Here is a 16,693-nt window from a genome sequence, read left to right on the forward strand (position 1 = left end):
TCCAGTCGGCCCGGTTGGTCCAACTTGAGGTGGGGGTACAGGGGGGAGAAAACACTCACATGGAATATGAAATTTCTTTTTAAATTCACTCATTTTTACACCATCCTTATCATTCACCCACTTACACACTACAACTTATGAATTGGTTAACAAACAAGTATAAGAAAAAGGCCCTTGAAAATTAAAATAAATAAAAAAATAAGCCCTTATGTCACAAATATAAACCCATTCCATAATATATAAGGAACATGGGTTCACTTCAAAAAGCTTTTAATATATAAGGGAGTCCGCTTCCTAAATCAATATCGTTGAACCTGTTGCCCCTGTTGCTTCTGTTGGTAAAGTGAATGACGAAGAATAGATAGGAGAGTTGAATCGATTAAAATTGATTCAACAGCAACTCCATGTAAAACAATATTTTCTTCATTCATACCTTTACCTTCTATGATTGCTCGCCATAGGAGGTAAAGGTTGCAAAAAGCAAATCATGAAGTTGGAATGTAATTATATGGAAGTATAAAGATTGTTAAGGGGAATTAAAGAATGTATCGAAGTGAATGGAAAATGTAAGAAGAATTATACGATCATAGTAGTTAGATAATATACGATGGTGAATGGGGTGAAGTGGACAAGCAGTTTTATTTTATAAATTAAATAAAAATTTCATTTTGTGTAAAAAAACCCTAGTTCCCTAGGGTAATGATATAACAGCCAAATATATTTTATCCTTTTATATCGTAACGTAATATTAAGTTGAAAACATCAGGTAAATGAAACCAATTACAGAAAATAAGAGCAGCTAGCAAAAGCTAACTGCTCTCCAGAAAAACGTTAAGAAGGAAGTTCAGAACTCAAGTGCATTTATAGTATGGACGGAATATTGAATTTTATTCAGGGGGTAGAGGGAAATGAGTAGTGCATGTACATGCCATATAGATAAAGATAAATGCTTTTGATGCAGAGTTCGGATTGGGACATTTGGAACTAACTCATCGCAAGGAGTGTTTATGGAACTTTCTAATGGTAAAGAACTTGGATTTCATACACATGATATGAATAGTGCTCATGAATTAGCTGATGTATTAAGTGATAATGTGGTCAAATTGGGGATATGCCAAACGATAACAACTTAGACAAGCTTAATAGAATTAAAGAAATCATCAATTCTTAATAAAATAATCCTTTTGTTTATAGAAAAACAAGCTACCACGTTTCATTGATTGGGAATCTTTTCTAAGGTATGCTTAAGGGGATGGGAATAAAAAGAATATTTTCGGGAGGAAAGGGATTAATTTATGTTAGGAAATTGGTTTGATAAATTAAAAGAACCTAAATGTATACATAGATATAAACGTATTAAAAGTCATGACAATGAAGATTTTAAAACTGGTAAGATGGGGATAGTTAGTTATTATAAATGTGAAAAGTGTGGGAAAGAGAAGGAAATCAGCAAATATACTAATGATGTTAATAATGACTATTGGGATATTTAAAATAACATTCGAATATAGTCCGGCTAGAAAACTAGAGGACACCAATTCATTAAAGCAGCAATTAAAGCTGTTTTAGGAATAGGTGTCCTTTTTATTTTGAAAAGGGGGATGGGGAAATGAAGGCGTTAAAGGATCAGTTGCGTGGATGGAAAAAGAAATCCAAGCAAGGAAAGAAAAAGAAGAAAAATAAGAAAAAACCAAAAGAGAAATTTAGTACTCGTGAAATTGAGGGTTTAATGGGGATGCATAGATCTTGTTATGAACGAAGACGTGGAGCAATAAGACAAAAGTAATCTAAAGATAAAAAGGAGTGGTCTTACATGACTAAACAATTATCTTTCTTACCAAAAATTGATAGAACAGCGACACAAGAGGAATTAGAAGGTGTGTTGGAAAGCGTACGTATACATAGACAATTTGGGATGATGCGTAAAGAAATGAAAGTCACTCCTTCTTATGAAATACGTGAACATGGTCCTACACATGCAGTTGGTAAGCCGTTAGAAGATGTTGCTATAGCAAATATTCAACAAAGTAAACGAGAAGAGTGGCTTGAAAGAATGTCAGTACGTATTGATCAGTTTTTGAATCGATTAGGAAACGGACGTGCTGGAAGTATTCAAAGGGACATTATTTATAAACGGTATTTAGAAGAAGAGGACGTATGTGATTACATGGTTTATAACGAAATAGGAATGTCGGAGCGCACTTATCGACGTTGGAAGTGTAAGGCATTTTATAAACTTGCTTTTGCGCTTGGATTAGAAGTTTACGAGACAGAAGAAACTGGAGGTAATGAATAATGAATTTTGTTCAGCCAATACGTGATCCAGAGCAAATACAGCAGCTTAAAGAGTATTTTAAAGAAAAGTGCTTACGTAATTACATTCTCTTCATTATGGGAATCAATACAGGCCTGAGAATCTCGGACATTTTGAAATTGAAGGTAGGAGATGTCAAAGGTAGTCATATATCTATGCGGGAAAAGAAAACAGGGAAACAGAAACGAATACAAATTACTGCAGCACTGAAAAGAGAACTTAAATGGTTTATTGAAGAAAGAGAAGATAATGAGTATTTATTGCAAAGCAGACAAGGTAAGAATCGTCCAATTGGTCGTAGCATGGCATATAAGATATTAAGCGGAGCAGCGGCAGAGTTTGGATTAGATGAAATCGGAACGCATACCCTAAGAAAGACGTACGGGTACCATATGTACATGCAAACAAAAAACATAGCATTACTCATGGAGATATTCAATCACTCGTCAGAGAAGGTCACGTTACGTTATATAGGTGTAAACCAAGATGCAATGGATAAAGCAATGACTAGGTTTAAAATCTAATCATTGTTTATTTTTTTTAAAATCTAGGGGTATCGTAGTATTTTTGAAAAAACACGTTAAAAGTATGCAAGGTTTTATACAGTTTTTTGGCTAATCCAGTAACAAACAATAACCCTAAAATCGCGCTAGGATAGGAATGTATAAAAAATGCATAGATCCATAGAACAAAATAGAAGGTTCCTTTCTGTCGATAATGAGACGTTATGTTAATTAGGTTTGGATATTGTATACATCGTTTTTTCTTCAACTAAGAGTGCAGATTCATACAATAAGAATTATTTTTTAAATTATAAAATAAGAAAAAGTGAACCTATATTACTACTGATAGAGCTATGTTATAATCAAAATAAGGGTTTTACCCTTATTCCCTTTTTATAGGAGAGTGTTTAACATGATTATCAAGTTCATTCGTTTACGTTAATTTTAAACACAAGTCGTTATGCCTAACTATTTTTTTTCAAAATATGTGGGTTTATTTGATTGTGTCTTTTTTATTAACTAAATACGAATGAAATGAGGAGTTAATCATGACTGAAAAGATTATTAAAATTAATGAAATTGATATATGTACAGAGAGCTTTGGCGATTCAGCAGATCCAGCAGTCTTACTGATTATGGGAGCCATGTGTTCAATGGTTTATTGGGATGAGGAATTTTGTCAACAATTAGCTGATACCGGCCGATATGTTATTCGTTATGATAATAGAGATGTCGGACGGTCAACTACTTATAAACCGGGGAGTTCCCACTATACTGTGGTAGATATGGCTGATGATGCGATTGGAGTACTCGATGCATATCATATTGACGAAGCACATATTGTTGGAATGTCATTGGGTGGAATGATTGCTCAAATTGTAGCCTTAAGGAACCCTCAGAGAGTTCTAAGTATAACTTTGATTGCATCAGGTATTTTTGGTTCTGAAGAAAACAACAGGAATTTACCTCCGATCGATGAGAAGATACTAGCTTACCATGCTAATGCGGCCAAACTAAATTGGTCAGATGAAGAATCTGTTGCAAATTACTTGGTTGCAGGATCAGCTTTACTCTGTGGTTCAAATCATAAATTCGATGAGAAGAGGGTTTATAAGCAGGTAGAAAAAGAAATAAAACGAGCAAATAACCTACTCAGTATGTTTAATCACTCCCTTCTTAAAGGTGATGATTCTTATGAAGGGAAGTTAAAAGGAATCAATATACCTACTTTGGTTATCCATGGTACAGAGGATATAGTGCTTCCATACGAGCATGGTCTTGCTCTTGTTGATGAAATTCCCCATGCTTTGTTACTAACCCTAGAAGGATCGGGTCACGAGATTCACTGTGACGATTGGAATCATATAATCAACGCTATTTCGAATCATACTTCAGTCCTATAATCATTATAGGAACCGTATAAAACAAAAAAGATTTGGAAAAAGGGTTACAATCGAATCTGTAACCCTTTTTTTCTATTAAAAATCAGTTTTGGAACTGTTACTCAGTTAAAAAATATTAATGCTCAGTGATTGATATTTCCTTCCTATAATGAGACGTTATGTTAACCAAGCATGTATACGATATTCATAAGGTAACTACTTCCAATTGATTATATAATTAAAGTATAAAATTAGATAAAAAAGGAGTAGGGATATGATAATTGGAGAACTAAAAGAAATTGTAAGACATCCAATAAAATCATTTCGCGGAGAAAATGTTCAACAAACTTACATTGCATCCTATGGTTTATATGGAGATAGAAGCCATGCTTTTTTAGATGAAACAAGACCAGGAAAGTATTTAACCGCAACACAACTTCCTGAAATGATTGGTTATACGGCGAGTTTTATAGGAGAAGAATCTTTGGATACATATCCACCAATCAAAATCGTTTCTCCTGAAGGAAAAATATACAAGTGGGGAGATCAAGAGTTACTTACAGAATTAGAACAAAAATCAGATCGTAAAATTAAAGATATACAATACTCACCCCAGCAAGTACCTCTAGGTGCAATTGAAGAAGAACATATATTAATTGTGACTGATACGTCATTACAAGAAATGAGCACGATGTGGGGACAAGATGTGAACCATAGAAGATTTCGTCCAAACTTGATATTCTCATTATATGAAAATATTCCTTTTGCAGAAGATACATGGTTTGGAAAATGTATACGTATAGGAGAAGTAGAACTAAAAATAGTAAGACACTGTGAACGCTGCATGATTATTACTATTGATCCTAACACATTAACATTGGAAAAAACTCTCTTAAAAACTGTTGTACAAAAAAGAAATAATCATTTTGGAGTCTATGCATCAGTTATAAAACCAGGAAAAGTGAATGTTGGAGATTCTATCGTATTAGAATAACTTCCGATAACGATGCTTAAAATTTTCGTTTGGGGGGAATTAAAAATCTTAGCTTGATGGGCATGTGGCGAGACCCCTAATTGCAAGATAACTAAAAGAAAAAGCCCATAATGTTAAAACTATGATTTTTAACATCTTCTTTTTTATTAAAAGTTAAGCACCCAAAATCCCCTTGAAAAAGTTGTATTCGGAATATTGTAACAAAATAAAAAAAGACCCTACAAGAGGGTCTTTCATCAGCTAATATTAAGCTTTTTGAACATTAGTAGCTTGTAGGCCACGTTGTCCTTTTTCTACTTCAAACGTTACACTTTGTCCTTCGTCTAAAGATTTGAAACCGTCGATTTGGATAGCTGAGAAATGTACGAATACGTCTTCTCCACCTTCACGCTCGATGAATCCAAAACCTTTGTCTGCATTAAACCATTTTACTTTACCTTGTTCCATAATTGTTGCCTCCTAGTGTGGATACCCACACATATGTTACTACCCTTGCTCAAATACCTTAGACGAAAAACAAAATTTATTCTTAATCTCAAGCCAAACAAAAATAGGTCTTTCTTAAATTAACACACTTTCTAAAAAATAGCAAATTTCAAAAATAAGTCCTTATGGTAATTAGCTACTAATAGTTGTTGCTGGAGAAAAAGTCACTATGATAGTCATCACAGCAAGAAATTGCCAAAGGATCTCAACAATATCATTGGTTTGATTTTTTTCAAACATTCAACAACTGATAAAATTAGCTATTTTCGAGTTAAATGTTACTTTTGATAACGATAATTATGTAAATAAGCTGTCCATATGGGCAGCTTATTTTATTTTTCCGCATAGCTTAGGTTATTTTGCAAAATGCTGGTGGTATCCCTATACAGTTACTCATAAATCTTGTACTGTGTAACTCAAAAGAGAAAGTGGAACGAAATCAATGATATCAAGGGATTTGGCGAAGGGGTCAGTTACACACAATATAAGATATGGGTAAGTGGATTTAAATGATAGAATATTAAATAAAGAAAGGGGTGTAAGCAATGAGGAGAAGAAATGAAGAATATGAAAGGAATAAGATAAAAGAAAGGTTGCAAGAAGAAGTGAGAAAAGGGGCACAAAATAAAGCCCAGATTATCAAAAATATACAAGATATACAGCAAAGTACCATGGAGCTTATAAGTGCGATACAGCAACCTGTTATAGACATACAGGATAGCTTTGTAGAAAACATGTACGTTTTTTCAGAGATGAACCAGCATATTGCAGGTTTAATGAATAGCATTGATTGGGAAACAATAAATCAAGAATTAGAAGATGATGCGAGGAATATAGAGGGGATTTTAAAAGAGTATGAAAAAGATTTTTGGTGCGTAGATATGGAGCTATTTGCTCTTATAGAAGATAAGGAATTGAAGTTTAAAGAAGCTCCAAAATATATTGAGGAAAACCTTGGGAAGTACATATCGGAAATCAATAATGAATCTTTGTATAAGTTTCATACTACTCTTATTAATGAAGCTTATGAAGCATATAAAGCCGGACTATATAAATTGTGCACTTTTCCGCTATTTGCGACATTTGAATATGTAATGACATCTTGGTATAAAGGAACTATAAATGAAGACAAGAAAAGTATTAGACAAACAAAGTATGTAAAGGGCTTACGTTCAAATGTTCATCCTAGAAATTATAAAAATGTAGAAGAAGATCCGATGTTTAAAGTCTTTTCTTTGTCAGTTATTCGAGTGTATAGAAAACTGTTTGACACCAAATATACAAATTCTAAATTAAATAGAAATACAATCGCTCATGGTTTTCATAATTATGATTCAATAAGTAAAAACGATGTACTGAAACTTTTTCAAATACTTAAGGCAGCTCCAGTTTTAAAAGTTTTTGATAAAAGTAAATTACCGATTAAAAAAGTGGCAGAGTCGTGACCGCTTTTTGGCAGTAAAAGTGCCGGTTGTTTTGGAATTAACGTGATATATTTGTATTGTGAGAAGTGGCGGAAAACACAACTCACTATGTTGTTTTTTAATTTCTAAACGGTTCGTAATGACGGCACATAAAATCCGAAACCAGCAGAAGGTACTGATTGAATGTTACCGTTAATAAGGAGAGCTTTTGCTCTTCTTCCAGTCACTTGATAATGTTAGAGCAGATGATTGTAACATCATTAGGTGATTGGAAAAAGAATAAAACTTCATGTACCGTAATTGAATCATAAATTAGTAATTGAGAGAAAAGCATCCATTCGGGTGCTTTTTATTTTGAGGAGGATGAATGATGAAATTTAAAGAGATGCTTGAATGTATGGATAAGAATTGTAGAACTGTTGTTGTTACTAAACATATTGACGGTTTAAAGTGCGTTAGATGTGGAGGTCCAACAATGCCAATGAAATTTGCGCCATTAGAAAAGAAAGAAGAGAAATTAGGAACGATTGAACAAACCATTATTAATAATAAAAAGAAAGAGGTTTACAAAGAACTTCAACAACTCGCACATTTAATAGAAGATAAACGATATGAAATTAATTTGATGTTAGGAAATATTAGTCTTGAAGAAAATGATGTAGTGGACGAATTTCTAATCGATGTTGTTACGAAGAACAGAATTCCTTCTGATTTTGTTTTGCCAAAGGAAATGGAACAGTACTTATTAACAAAAGGTATTGAAGAGTTATTGAAAAAACCTCGTGAAGATGATGCGGAAAAGTTGGCTAAACAATTTCACGAAACGATGATTAAGAGAGCGAAAGCATATGCAACTTCTTGATATAGATAAGGGGTGAGAATAGTTCATGCAACCTCTAACGATACAAGAGATTAATAAACTATATGAGCAAGATAATATCATTAAGTTCTATAAACATCCATATTGGCGTAAGCACATAAGAATATTAGCGATCGAGAGAGACAATAGCGAATGTCAGGAGTGCAAGCGCAAAGGTAAATATAGCAAAGGTCGTAACGTCCATCACATCAAGGAGTTACGTGACAGACCAGACTTAGCTTATGTTCTAAGTAACCTAGAAACGCTATGCATTCAATGCCATAACAAAGAACATAACAAAGAGAAGAACATAGTGAAGAAGCGCTGCACGATAGTAGATGAAGAGAGGTGGTAAGTGTATGGCTATTCGTTATTGTAGTGGTCAAGCGGTAAGTATAATTATCCAAGGCAACACGTATGACCTAGAAATGATTAAGAATATTACTGATGCTGACGATTCTGATTACAGCAAACTACATGCTGCTATATATAAACGATTCCAAAAGGATATCTACACAACATACAAACAGATACGTCACATAGGTAATCCAAGAGCATGTGAGAAGACTACACTTGAAACTGTAAAAAAAAGTCTACGTGAACATTGGCTGGAACATTATCTAAACATGTCTTTAACAGAAGCTCACATTGTTATTGAATATGCTGAGCTATTCTTTGGTTTAGCTATTAAATAACTTGAGACAAATTTCCTGAGACACCCCCCGGTCAAAATATAGAAACAATTTTGCTGGGGGACCGAGCAACGCGAGGGGGGATTTCTCTTTTTATTTTCGCGTTACGCGCGTGGGAATAGAAAAAAAAGCAAAAAAAATACCATCCCTTCTCTGGGATGATTAAAATTTTCGATATGTATTTGTAATCAGTGGACCGTCGCCACTGTTTCCTTCTAAGTAAAACTATACATGATTATTCTCGTCTTTACAAGTGTCATTTTTAAAATTAATCTTCGAAAAAATCCAATGAAAAAGCGGGGTGGTGATATTGTGAGCGGAAAACAAAGTAAATATAAATTAGCGTTCAAAGATTTCTTAGAAGGTGTTAAATACAAGGATATCGCGGATAAATATGGCGTATCTGTTAGCACTGTTAAATCATGGCGCAGCCGTTATTGGGAAGACATGATAAATGAAAAAGGTCTAAAAAATGTTTCGGAAAAGGTTGCAAAACTTCAAAAAAACAGAGAAAAAACGCTTAGAAATAAAATAAGAGATGATTTATATGAACAACTCGGCACGAACGGTATCATACACGCTCATTTTATGGATTTAGTAGAAGATTATATGTCATTTTGGGATATAAAAAACAGATTGATAGCTGATGTAAAAGATCGCGGTGTATCTGTACTAGGTGCTAATGGATTTATGAAAAAAAACGATAGCATTAACGAGTTGAATAAAACTAACACGCAAATGTTAAAGATTCTTAATGAGTTAGGACTTAAGGCGGTAAGTGAGGATGATGAAGATGATGCAGAAGTCTAATCTTCCTTATAAATATCATCCTTTCATTAGTGAGTACATGCATGCTGTGGAAAGCGGATCTATCCGTTCTTGTAATGAACAAAAACAATTAATGACCTTAGTTCGAAAAACTTTAGATGATCCAAATGTTTATGTTGATGTTCAAGCTATTGAGGATAGTGTTAATATCCCAGCTAAATATTTTCCATTCGAATTATTCGCATGGCAACGTTTTGTTAACGCTTGTGTGTTCGGCGTTCGTTATAAGGACACCAACCGTCTTGTTTGGAATCAAATATTAATACTGATGGGACGTGGCGGTGGTAAAAACGGATATGCCGGATATTTAAACTTCTATATGCTATCTAAACAGTTTGGTATAGATAGATATCACATTGAATGGATCGCGACATCTGAAGAACAAGCAAAAACTACATTCGATGACGTGAAGGAAGTAATAGAAAATCCTGCAAATAAGGTTTTAAAGAAATCATTTAGTGCTACAAAGGTACTAATTAAACATAAAACAAACAAATCTCACATGAAATTCAATACTTCTAATGCTAGAACGAAAGATGGACGACGTCCTGGATCAGTTTGGTTCGATGAAATTCATGAATATGAAGATTATAAGTCGATTAAAGTATTCCGTTCAGCCTTGGGTAAAGTTAAAGATGGACGAACTTTCTATTTAACAACGGATGGATATGTCCGTGGTGGCGTTTTGGATGATATGAAAGAGAAGGCTCGAATGATTCTAAGTGGCGAAGTTGAAAGGAGTAAGTTATTCCCCTTCATCTGCAAATTAGACTCCGAAGAAGAAGTCGAAGATATTGCAAACTGGGAAAAAGCCAATCCTTCTATTCGAGATAATATGGAATTATTCGAAACGATGAAAGAAGAATGGGCCGATTGTCAAACCAACATTCCTATGCATGTTGAATTCATGACAAAACGGATGAACATTCCGAAGCAGCTATTTCAACATAAAATCGCTACTTATGAGGATCTTCTTGCAACAGATCAACCTTTACCTGATGATTTACACAAATATGAATGTATTGGTGGTGTAGATTACGCAGAATTACGCGATTTCTGCAGCGTCGGTTTGCTATTCAAACGGCAAGGGAAGCGTTATTGGATTCACCATACCTTTATATGGCATCAGGCATTGAAAATGCAGGATATTAATCAAGATATTATAGATATAGGTGTGGAAAAAGGACTCTTCACCATCGTCTATGATAAAGAAATCGAGCCCAAACGTGTTATCAATTGGTTTTTAGAAAAATCGAAAACATACGACATTAAGCGTATCGCGATTGATAAATTCCGTTCAGTAATCTTGAAACCTTTATTAGAAGAAGCTGGTTTTAACGAAAGAGTTGAGATAGTAAGGCGCGGGCAGTACATTCATGCTATGTTAGACCCATTAATCCAACATCTATTCATAAATCATAATATTGTTTTCCACGACGATCCTGTTATGCGTTGGTATTGCGGGAATGTTTATGTGGACGAACTAGGAAATGGCTCAAAAGAATATAAAAAAATCGACCCTGTCAAAAGAAAAACTGACGGGTTTTTTGCGTTCACACATGCGCTCAATTTCGACGGTGATCTTGAAGACTATGCAGTCGATTTAAACGATATGCAAGTATGGTCATTCTGAGAAAGGGGGTGAAAAAATGGGAATTCGTAATGTTTTTAAAACCTTTTTAGGAAAAAGTGATAATGGAACAGTCCCGGATGTTGATTGTAGTGTGATGACACTTAAAGCTGAAATTGCTTACAAGAAATTGTATGTTAACGCTGCTATCGATTTAATTGCTCGTAGTTTAGTAGCTTGTGATTTTGAAACATATAGAAGTGGCAAGTTAAAAAGAAGTTTGAACTACTACCAATTAAATGTGGCACCAAATAAGAATGAAAATGCCCATGAGTTTTGGTATAAGGTTGTCCATCAGTTAATTTACGAAAAGGAAGCGTTAATTTTACCTATAGGTGAGGAACTGTGGATAGCTGAATCGTTTCATCGTGAAACTACGAATGGTTTTAATGAGTATGTTTATAAAAGTGTTTCGATTAACAATCAGCTTTTAACGAAGGAATTTAGAGAACAAGATGTTCTATACTTGAGCCTTTCTGTAGAGTCAATAAACAACGTGATTAATAGTTTATATAGTTCATATGGACTATTACTAGCTAAAGCGATGTCAGATTACAAAGGCAATGGAAGAATACGTTATTTGTTCAGAGGCCGTTTCATGAATTCGTTAACTGATGAAAACGGAAAAGCTTCGCAAGAACTTTTTGAAGAGAAAGCAAAAGATTATATGAATCCTGAAAAGTTAGCAGCAATCATGTTCTTACCTGACAACGTACAAATGGAAGATCAAAGCAAGGACCCACGTAATTTAGATACGAGGGACATCAAAAACCTTGCAAAAGATATGTTAGATTTCGTGGCAACTGCCTTCCACATTCCTCCTTCATTACTAAGTGGAATAAGTGAAGGTGGCATTTCAACTACCGGTAATCCTACTGGCGATTTAGATAACTTTATCATATTCGCAGTAAGACCAATAGGGGAAATGATTACTAACGAATATAACAAGAAGATGTTCTCTAGAGAGCAATATTTAAGTAAAACATACATTAGATTCAACATGGACAACTTCAAATTGTTCGACCTTACTAAGTTTGCTAATTCCGTTGACAAGCTATTTGCAGTCGGTGGCATGAGCATAAACGATGTATTAGAACGTTTAGGAAAAGAACAAATAAAAGAAGATTGGGCTAATGAACGTTATGTTACTAAGAACTATGAGAGAGCAAGGATAAGCGGAACTATGAACGGGGGTGAAGATATTGGAAATGGAAAAGATTCAACCGAAGTTCCTAATGATGGACAACAATCAACAGGACAATAGTAAATCAGTCATTTATATGTATGGGAATGTTGGTAAAGCTCCTTTCGGTGACATTTCTTCCCAAGGTGTAAGAGAAATGTTAGATGGTGTTACAAATGACATTGAAATTCACATCAATTCAAATGGTGGCGATGCGTTTGAAGGGATTGCAATTTGCAACTACTTAAAAAATCACCCTTCTAATGTAACTGCCGTTATTGATGGTATAGCCGCTTCAGCCGCTTCATTAATTGCGATGGGTGCTAATAAAATCGAAATGCCTTCTAATACCACTATGATGGTACATCGTGCATCGACATATGCATTCGGTAATGCTGACTCATTAGAGAAGCAAGCTAAAATGCTACGTGACGTTGACGAAGCGTTAATTCAATCTTATAACAGCCGTTTTAACGGTGAGTTTTTCCAACTAGAAACACTTCTAGACAACGAAACTTATATGACCGCTGAAAAAGCTAAGTCATTCGGTTTCTGTGACGTAATCACTGATTCAATACAATCAAGTGTGGACAGTGAATCTGTAATTACAAATGAAGTTGAAGAACAACCCATCATCGCATCTATCGAAAACGAAGGTGATAAACGTACTCAAAACGCTGAAAAATCAGCTAACTTTATGGTTTCACTATTAAAATCTATTAAACTGTAGGAGGTAATTTACAATGATTAAAGACTTAGAAACGAAATTTGAAAATCAACAAAATTTAAGTAAGGTTTTAGCATCTGGTTCAGATGAAGAGGTGAATGATGCGTTAGTTGCATTCGCTCAAGGTATTCAAGAAAAAATTTTAGCACAAGCATCAGTACAATCTAGCGATCAAGCTATCTTAGCTGCTCGTGGTGGACGTGCTTTAACTAGTCAAGAAACGAAATACTACAATGAAGTAATTGCAGGTAACTCTTTTGCTGGTACTGAAGCATTAGTACCACCAACTGTTATCGAACGAGTATTTGAAGACTTAGTTCAAAATCATGAATTATTATCTGAAATTACATTTGTTAACGTCGGTGCTTTAACTGAATGGATTCTGAAAAAAGGTGATATCCAAACTGCCTTCTGGGGTAAATTGTGCGCGGCTCACAAAGAACTTTTAGATGAAGGTTTCGAAACGATTAAAATTGAGGAATACAAATTATCAGCATTTATGCCTGTATGTAAAGCAATGTTAGACCTTGGCCCGACTTGGTTAGATCGCTACGTTCGAACTGTATTAGTTGAATCTTTAAAAATCGCTTTAGAATTAGCTATCGTTCGTGGTACTGGTAAAGATCAACCTGTAGGCATGATGAAAGATTTATTAACTGTTACAGGGGGCGTACATGCTGATAAAGCCGATACTGGTAAGTTAAAAGACCTTAATCCTTACACTTTAGGTAATATCATGGCTCTACTTACTAAAGATGGTAAACGTAATCCATCTAATGTGTTACTAATCGTTAACCCTGTAGACTACTGGTCTAAAATTTATGGTTATACTACACGACCTAACATGGATGGAACTTACACTTATAACGTTCTTCCGATTCCAGGTAAAATCGTTAAATCAAATGCTGTTCCTAAAGGTAAATTAATCGCTGGTATGGCAAAAGATTACTTCCTTGGATTAGGTGGAGCACAACGTTTAGATGTTTACGATCAAACACGCGCTATCGAAGACGAAGATTTATACATCGCTAAAATGTACGCTAATGGTCGTGCTGAAGAAAATGAATCATTCTTAGTTTATGATATTTCTGAAATGAAAGACCCAGGTACAGCGGTGACTACTCCAGCACCTACTAAATAGGGAGTGATCCTTTATGAGTGACAATCAATCACAGGCGACGTTACAGTCGCCTTTTGATTTGTTAGAAGATGTAAAACATGCACTAGCAATCACTTGGGATGAAGAAGACAAGGACATCATAAAGCTTATAGATCGTTCCGTTTATTTTATCAATGATTTAGTAGGCGCTGAACTTGATCTAGCCGTCAATTTATCCGCAAGAGAGCTAGTTATTAACCGTATTCGTTATGAATATAACAATGCGTTAGACAGTTTTGAAAGTAACTTCAGACAACCACTTTCACGATTGATATTACATGTCGCAATCGATGAAAGGAAGAAGAATAATGGCAATTGAACAACATAGAAAAACATTTAATGATGGATTTATTAGCGTTAAGGAAAGTAAAACGATCCGGAATAGCGCTAAAAAAGTAATCGGACGTGAAAATGTCGAGATTATCAGACTTAGGTTTTCGGAACTTTCGTGCCGTGAAGTTGATATTCAATTCGCTGAAAGTATTGATAAAAAGTTAGATATGAAAATTGAAACGTTATACGCTCCTATGTTCAAGAATAAGGATGTGGACAGCCTAATAATTGAATTACGAGGACATTCTTATAGCATCATTAAAGCGGATCGTTTTAAAAATAGCATGTATTTATACTTGCAAAAGGTAGGTGGTCTAGATGACACTGAATGATTTAATTGAAAAGTTTAATAGTAAACTAGTCCAGCATTTAGAGTCTTTCTTCCACACTGTAGAAGTATACCAGGACTCAGTTCAGGAGGATGAAGCGAATCTATCCACAATCAACCATGTTGTATTTGAAACAGGTGGGTTTGTTAGAGCGGGGGCAAGCGCATTTACACAAGATGTAACAGTTTATTATTTTTCGGAAAATCGTGAGGACTTAGATGTATTGCAAGTTGAGTTTATGAGTTCACTAAGTAAAACTGGCCACACATGTAATAAATCGCTCAAAGAAAAAATGAGGAAGAAAGATACAGAGTTTTTTGTTGATGTATTAACATTCGAGCTTACAAGGAATGTAAAATATGCCTGCTAATTTTAGTGTTGATGCTTCTAAATTTGAATCTTTGCAAAGAAACATTGAGCGATTACCAAACGTTGCGGAAAAGATAATAAATGAAGATTTAAAGTCTAGAATTGCACCAGTAATGAAAAAGTCAGTTCTTGGCTTAATGCCTATATCGAATAGAAAGAAAGCCCACGCTAAACTATATCAATCTATTAATGACGATAACAAAGAGAATTTAACATTAACATTAAAACCAAAATCGAAATATAGATATTTAGTTTTCCCTGATTTGGGATTAGGTACAAGTAAGAAAAAGGCGGCCAAAAAGTTCATGGAGCGTGGTGTGGATAAAAAGGTCGATTACTCTATTGAGGAATTAAATAAATCTTTAATAGAAGAAATAAATAAAACTTTAGGAGGGCAATAATATGCCAGTTACAGTTGATGTATTTGATGCGGTCGAGATTAAAAATGCTAGTGTACTTTTTAAAGGTGAACATGTAACTGACCCATTCGGTTGTGTAGGTAAATTAGATGCAGAAACAGAAATTAAATCAGTTGAAAAGAAATGCGGCGGCTTTACTCAAAAGAAAAAATCAAAACCAACACAAATGAATGTAAAAATTAGCGGTCACATGCAATTAAAGGTTATTCGTAACATTTTTGGTATTACAAACGAAGGGTTGATCGATGGCGTTTACTCATATGGTATCGACAGCTTAGGAAAAGATTTTGCGTTCGTTGCGGAAGAGCTTGACATATTCGAAGAAAACACACGTTTAATCGCATTCCCTAATTGTACAAGTGCAACAGGTTTTGTTAAGAGTGTAGAAAACGGTGCTGAAGAACTAGCCGAAGTAGAATTAGAAGTAACAGCGTTATCTGACGAATTCGGTCGTTTCTATTATGAAGGTATCGAACTACCGGAAACAGTTGCAAAAGAATGGATGACAAAATTTGATTCGGCTAAATTACGAAAAACAGCACAAACAAAATAAATTCTATCAAAGGTGCTCTTTATGAGTGCCTTTTAATTTTGATTATAGGGAGAGAAATTACATGACAAAAGAAATTACGTTATCAAATGGTGAAGTAGTGAAGGCGAATCCTAACTTAACAGCTTTAACATTATTCAAATTAGAAAAAGAAGGCATTATCGATAAAGGATTTTTAAGTACTTTATTAAACGCTGGCGGAATTCAGAACATTGATTTATTAGATACGTTCCGTATTGTTTATGCGGCTTATCGTCAAGCAAATCCTACTGGATATATGGAATTTGAAGCATTCATGGAAGTATATGAAGTTGATATGTCAGAGGCGTTCGATTATTTCGGTGCAGTTATGAAAAAAGAAGCTAAAAACAACATGGCAAAAGGTTTTCAACAAAAAGCCGGAAAAAAGGCTTAAAACTTCCTAAATTCGAAATTGAATTCGTTGTGGACTTATACAGTCTATACGTATTTATTTTTGAAATATCGGAAAGTGACTTTTGGAATTTACCCTT

Annotated in this window: 23 protein-coding genes and 1 pseudogene; 22 read left to right on the forward strand and 2 right to left on the reverse strand. The window is 34.5% G+C overall.

Features of this window, described 5'->3' with window-relative positions; all coding sequences use genetic code 11:
* A pseudogene (locus AC1Q8M_RS09135) lies at positions 1–93 on the reverse strand (collagen-like protein); the annotation flags it as partial.
* Between the two features lie 914 nt (positions 94–1,007).
* Here AC1Q8M_RS09135 and AC1Q8M_RS09140 point away from each other — a divergent pair.
* The 7 genes from AC1Q8M_RS09140 (at position 1,008) to AC1Q8M_RS09170 (ending at position 5,193) form a co-directional block, all read left to right on the forward strand.
* Positions 1,008–1,133 (forward strand): hypothetical protein, encoded by a 126-nt coding sequence (locus tag AC1Q8M_RS09140; RefSeq protein ID WP_255263023.1) that lies wholly within the window; start codon positions 1,008–1,010, stop codon positions 1,131–1,133.
* 162 nt (positions 1,134–1,295) lie between these two features.
* Positions 1,296–1,493 carry a hypothetical protein gene (locus AC1Q8M_RS09145; protein ID WP_098361617.1) on the forward strand — a complete coding sequence of 66 codons (198 nt, stop codon included), beginning with the start codon at positions 1,296–1,298 and terminating at the stop codon, positions 1,491–1,493.
* Positions 1,494–1,609: 116 nt separating this feature from the next.
* A complete protein-coding gene (locus tag AC1Q8M_RS09150; protein ID WP_098361618.1) occupies positions 1,610–1,786 on the forward strand; it encodes a hypothetical protein in 177 nt (58 codons plus the stop codon).
* A gap of 27 nt (positions 1,787–1,813) precedes the next feature.
* The gene (locus AC1Q8M_RS09155) at positions 1,814–2,296 is read left to right on the forward strand and encodes an ArpU family phage packaging/lysis transcriptional regulator (protein WP_098361619.1); all 483 of its coding nucleotides are present in this window, start codon (positions 1,814–1,816) and stop codon (positions 2,294–2,296) included.
* Complete coding sequence (locus AC1Q8M_RS09160) at positions 2,296–2,838, forward strand: site-specific integrase (RefSeq protein ID WP_001012152.1); 543 nt, start codon at positions 2,296–2,298, stop codon at positions 2,836–2,838. Before AC1Q8M_RS09155 ends, AC1Q8M_RS09160 begins: the two co-directional genes overlap by 1 nt.
* Before the next feature lie 527 nt (positions 2,839–3,365).
* On the forward strand, positions 3,366–4,220 hold the full coding sequence (mle, locus tag AC1Q8M_RS09165; protein ID WP_000136604.1) for an alpha/beta fold macrolide esterase: 855 nt from the start codon (positions 3,366–3,368) through the stop codon (positions 4,218–4,220).
* A gap of 253 nt (positions 4,221–4,473) precedes the next feature.
* A complete protein-coding gene (locus tag AC1Q8M_RS09170) occupies positions 4,474–5,193 on the forward strand; it encodes an MOSC domain-containing protein (RefSeq protein ID WP_000583372.1) in 720 nt (239 codons plus the stop codon).
* A 246-nt stretch (positions 5,194–5,439) separates the two neighbouring features.
* Here AC1Q8M_RS09170 and AC1Q8M_RS09175 read toward each other — a convergent pair whose 3' ends face one another.
* Positions 5,440–5,640 (reverse strand): cold-shock protein, encoded by a 201-nt coding sequence (locus tag AC1Q8M_RS09175; protein ID WP_000434816.1) that lies wholly within the window; start codon positions 5,638–5,640, stop codon positions 5,440–5,442.
* Between the two features lie 644 nt (positions 5,641–6,284).
* On the opposite strand from AC1Q8M_RS09175, the gene AC1Q8M_RS09180 reads away from it, so the two are divergent.
* The 15 genes from AC1Q8M_RS09180 to AC1Q8M_RS09250 all read left to right on the forward strand — a co-directional run bounded on the left by AC1Q8M_RS09180 (position 6,285) and on the right by AC1Q8M_RS09250 (position 16,596).
* Entirely contained in the window at positions 6,285–7,124 is an 840-nt protein-coding gene (locus tag AC1Q8M_RS09180) for a hypothetical protein (protein WP_255263024.1), read from the forward strand.
* 349 nt (positions 7,125–7,473) lie between these two features.
* Positions 7,474–7,965: a hypothetical protein gene (locus AC1Q8M_RS09185; RefSeq protein ID WP_098251429.1), complete on the forward strand. Its 492-nt coding sequence runs from the start codon at positions 7,474–7,476 to the stop codon at positions 7,963–7,965.
* Positions 7,966–7,990: 25 nt separating this feature from the next.
* Entirely contained in the window at positions 7,991–8,317 is a 327-nt protein-coding gene (locus AC1Q8M_RS09190; protein WP_098683954.1) for an HNH endonuclease signature motif containing protein, read from the forward strand.
* A 73-nt stretch (positions 8,318–8,390) separates the two neighbouring features.
* Complete coding sequence (locus AC1Q8M_RS09195) at positions 8,391–8,657, forward strand: hypothetical protein (RefSeq protein ID WP_098251434.1); 267 nt, start codon at positions 8,391–8,393, stop codon at positions 8,655–8,657.
* 309 nt (positions 8,658–8,966) lie between these two features.
* A complete protein-coding gene (locus AC1Q8M_RS09200) occupies positions 8,967–9,464 on the forward strand; it encodes a P27 family phage terminase small subunit (protein ID WP_097846712.1) in 498 nt (165 codons plus the stop codon).
* Positions 9,448–11,115 (forward strand): terminase TerL endonuclease subunit, encoded by a 1,668-nt coding sequence (locus AC1Q8M_RS09205; protein WP_000983374.1) that lies wholly within the window; start codon positions 9,448–9,450, stop codon positions 11,113–11,115. The genes AC1Q8M_RS09200 and AC1Q8M_RS09205 overlap by 17 nt, the downstream gene beginning before the upstream one ends.
* A 16-nt stretch (positions 11,116–11,131) precedes the next feature.
* A complete protein-coding gene (locus AC1Q8M_RS09210; protein WP_063547400.1) occupies positions 11,132–12,376 on the forward strand; it encodes a phage portal protein in 1,245 nt (414 codons plus the stop codon).
* 16 nt (positions 12,377–12,392) lie between these two features.
* Positions 12,393–13,025, forward strand: coding sequence for a head maturation protease, ClpP-related (locus tag AC1Q8M_RS09215; protein WP_003272656.1), 633 nt, complete (start codon positions 12,393–12,395; stop codon positions 13,023–13,025).
* Between the two features lie 13 nt (positions 13,026–13,038).
* Entirely contained in the window at positions 13,039–14,163 is a 1,125-nt protein-coding gene (locus AC1Q8M_RS09220) for a phage major capsid protein (protein ID WP_000588590.1), read from the forward strand.
* A 13-nt stretch (positions 14,164–14,176) separates the two neighbouring features.
* Positions 14,177–14,500, forward strand: coding sequence for a hypothetical protein (locus AC1Q8M_RS09225; RefSeq protein ID WP_001282872.1), 324 nt, complete (start codon positions 14,177–14,179; stop codon positions 14,498–14,500).
* Complete coding sequence (locus AC1Q8M_RS09230; RefSeq protein ID WP_000963758.1) at positions 14,490–14,846, forward strand: hypothetical protein; 357 nt, start codon at positions 14,490–14,492, stop codon at positions 14,844–14,846. Before AC1Q8M_RS09225 ends, AC1Q8M_RS09230 begins: the two co-directional genes overlap by 11 nt.
* Positions 14,833–15,213: a hypothetical protein gene (locus tag AC1Q8M_RS09235; protein ID WP_016512759.1), complete on the forward strand. Its 381-nt coding sequence runs from the start codon at positions 14,833–14,835 to the stop codon at positions 15,211–15,213. The genes AC1Q8M_RS09230 and AC1Q8M_RS09235 overlap by 14 nt, the downstream gene beginning before the upstream one ends.
* A complete protein-coding gene (locus tag AC1Q8M_RS09240; RefSeq protein ID WP_001111193.1) occupies positions 15,203–15,613 on the forward strand; it encodes a hypothetical protein in 411 nt (136 codons plus the stop codon). Before AC1Q8M_RS09235 ends, AC1Q8M_RS09240 begins: the two co-directional genes overlap by 11 nt.
* A gap of 1 nt (position 15,614) precedes the next feature.
* Entirely contained in the window at positions 15,615–16,184 is a 570-nt protein-coding gene (locus tag AC1Q8M_RS09245) for a hypothetical protein (RefSeq protein ID WP_001145608.1), read from the forward strand.
* A gap of 61 nt (positions 16,185–16,245) precedes the next feature.
* Positions 16,246–16,596: a hypothetical protein gene (locus AC1Q8M_RS09250; RefSeq protein ID WP_000159510.1), complete on the forward strand. Its 351-nt coding sequence runs from the start codon at positions 16,246–16,248 to the stop codon at positions 16,594–16,596.
* The last annotated feature ends 97 nt before the right edge of the window (positions 16,597–16,693 follow it).

This window comes from Bacillus sp. GW823-FHT06A10 (genome assembly GCF_058795375.1).